2 protein-coding genes and 2 pseudogenes are annotated in these 1593 nt (G+C 49.0%); 3 read left to right on the forward strand and 1 reads right to left on the reverse strand.

Annotated elements, in window-relative coordinates:
- Positions 1 to 327 (reverse strand): hypothetical protein (locus P5683_RS24670; protein WP_315647033.1); only part of this gene is annotated, 327 nt, incomplete at its 3' end.
- 61 nt (positions 328 to 388) lie between these two features.
- Here P5683_RS24670 and P5683_RS24675 point away from each other — a divergent pair.
- The 3 genes and pseudogenes from P5683_RS24675 to P5683_RS24685 form a co-directional block, all read left to right on the forward strand.
- A complete protein-coding gene (locus tag P5683_RS24675; RefSeq protein WP_006668383.1) occupies positions 389 to 685 on the forward strand; it encodes a hypothetical protein in 297 nt (98 codons plus the stop codon).
- 29 nt (positions 686 to 714) lie between these two features.
- A pseudogene (locus tag P5683_RS24680) lies at positions 715 to 870 on the forward strand (IS1 family transposase); the annotation flags it as partial.
- An 80-nt stretch (positions 871 to 950) separates the two neighbouring features.
- A pseudogene (locus P5683_RS24685) lies at positions 951 to 1593 on the forward strand (IS4-like element ISAtsp5 family transposase); the annotation flags it as partial.

A 1593-nucleotide genomic window follows, 5' to 3' on the forward strand; every position in this document is an offset into this window, starting at 1 on the left:
TTGGGTCTTCTTAGTCATCTCGTCCTCTCCATTATACGTCCTAACTTTCCTGTCTTGTGATATAATTGGAATTGCGAAGCAGCCGGGCAGCTTATTCGCCCGGTCATCGTCAACGGCGGGCAGGTTTTTTACGTGTGGGACCGCAACGCCAATGGCAGCCACGAGACTGGTGACACGGTCACTTTCTCTGGCGACACCGGCCTTGCGGCCTTTATGGGCAAGGGCGCGCCATCGAACGTGACCGAGGATGTCAACAGCCGCAGCTTTACCCTCAACGGCGTTGACTTGCGATTGCCGACCGTCGGCATCCCAATCGTTGACAACCATTTTCAGTTTGCAGATGCTAATAATCAGGTGTACATCCCCGGCGTCACCACGGCGGAGGAAGATGCTGGGGGGTCTTGGCTCGTATTTCGCTCAAAGCACGCCCATAGGCAACGCCAGCAACCGTTTGCTCGGCGATACCAGTGAAAATCCGCACTACACCGACCTGCTGGCTATATGGGATGCTTTCAATGGCACAGCTCAGAACCACAATGCAAACGGTACGCCGCAGGGCTGGGATTCCAGCACCGCTCACTGGTCCGCGACACCGTCTGGCAGTGGTCGCGCCATTGTCCTTCTCACCGTTGGTCTCGCCGCCAACGATGGTGGCAACACTAACCGTCACACGGGTGTTGCATAATAGAAAATGATATTCTCAAATAAATCAAGATGGATTGTCCTTATTGCCAAAGCCATAAAGTAGTCAAAAATGGTCATCGTCAGGGAAAACAGAGTTACCTGTGCCGTGAATGTGGTCGCCAATTTCGAGAAAATCCCTGTCCTGGAGGTTACAGTTCTGATGCTGAGAGGGTGACAACGGAGGTCAAACCCAGACAGGGCAATTGTTTGAGATAATGGAGATATCGTCAAAAAGCGGGTGGCCTTGGGAGCCACCCTGACAAAAAATGCTAAGGACATTATACCAAAAACTATTACGAATCAATTTGAGCGAGAGTCAAGCACAGACGTTAGAACTCTTAGTGTTGATGCTTCAAAGTTATCGGCAAGTCAGATTATCAACCCTCGCCAACGTTTTTCCACAACCCATTCAATACAGTAGTCGCCTCCGAAATATCCAACGATTTCTGAAACTCCCCCAACTTTCGGCTAAGTTGCTGTGGTTCCCAATAATCAAGGCCGCTCTCAAATCTGAATTTAGAGAAAAACATTTAAATAGAGAGCAACGGAGAAAGCGCTCAAAATTCAGATTGAAAACCAAAAACTATGTAGCGGTTGCTCTCGACCGCACTCAATGGAGAGACCGAAATCTCCTGATGGTCACGATAATTTGGGGACATCATGCTTTACCAATATATTGGGAGCTACTCCCAAAGTTAGGCAGTAGCTCTTTCCGGGAACAGAAACGGGTATTAGGGCCGGTGTTGGCTCTTTTAAAACCTTATCCGGTTGTAGTGATAGGAGACCGTGAGTTTCATAGTGCTCAACTCGCGGACTGGCTCAGAGTAAGGGGTGTAAATGTTGTATTTCGTCAGAAAAAGAGTGCTTTTGTAGCTACCTCATGCCAGCCAGGTAAGTCTTTAAAAACTC

It is taken from the genome of Limnospira sp. PMC 1279.21 (genome assembly GCF_032349615.1).
In the GTDB taxonomy this organism is placed as follows: Bacteria; Cyanobacteriota; Cyanobacteriia; order Cyanobacteriales; family Microcoleaceae; genus Limnospira; species Limnospira fusiformis.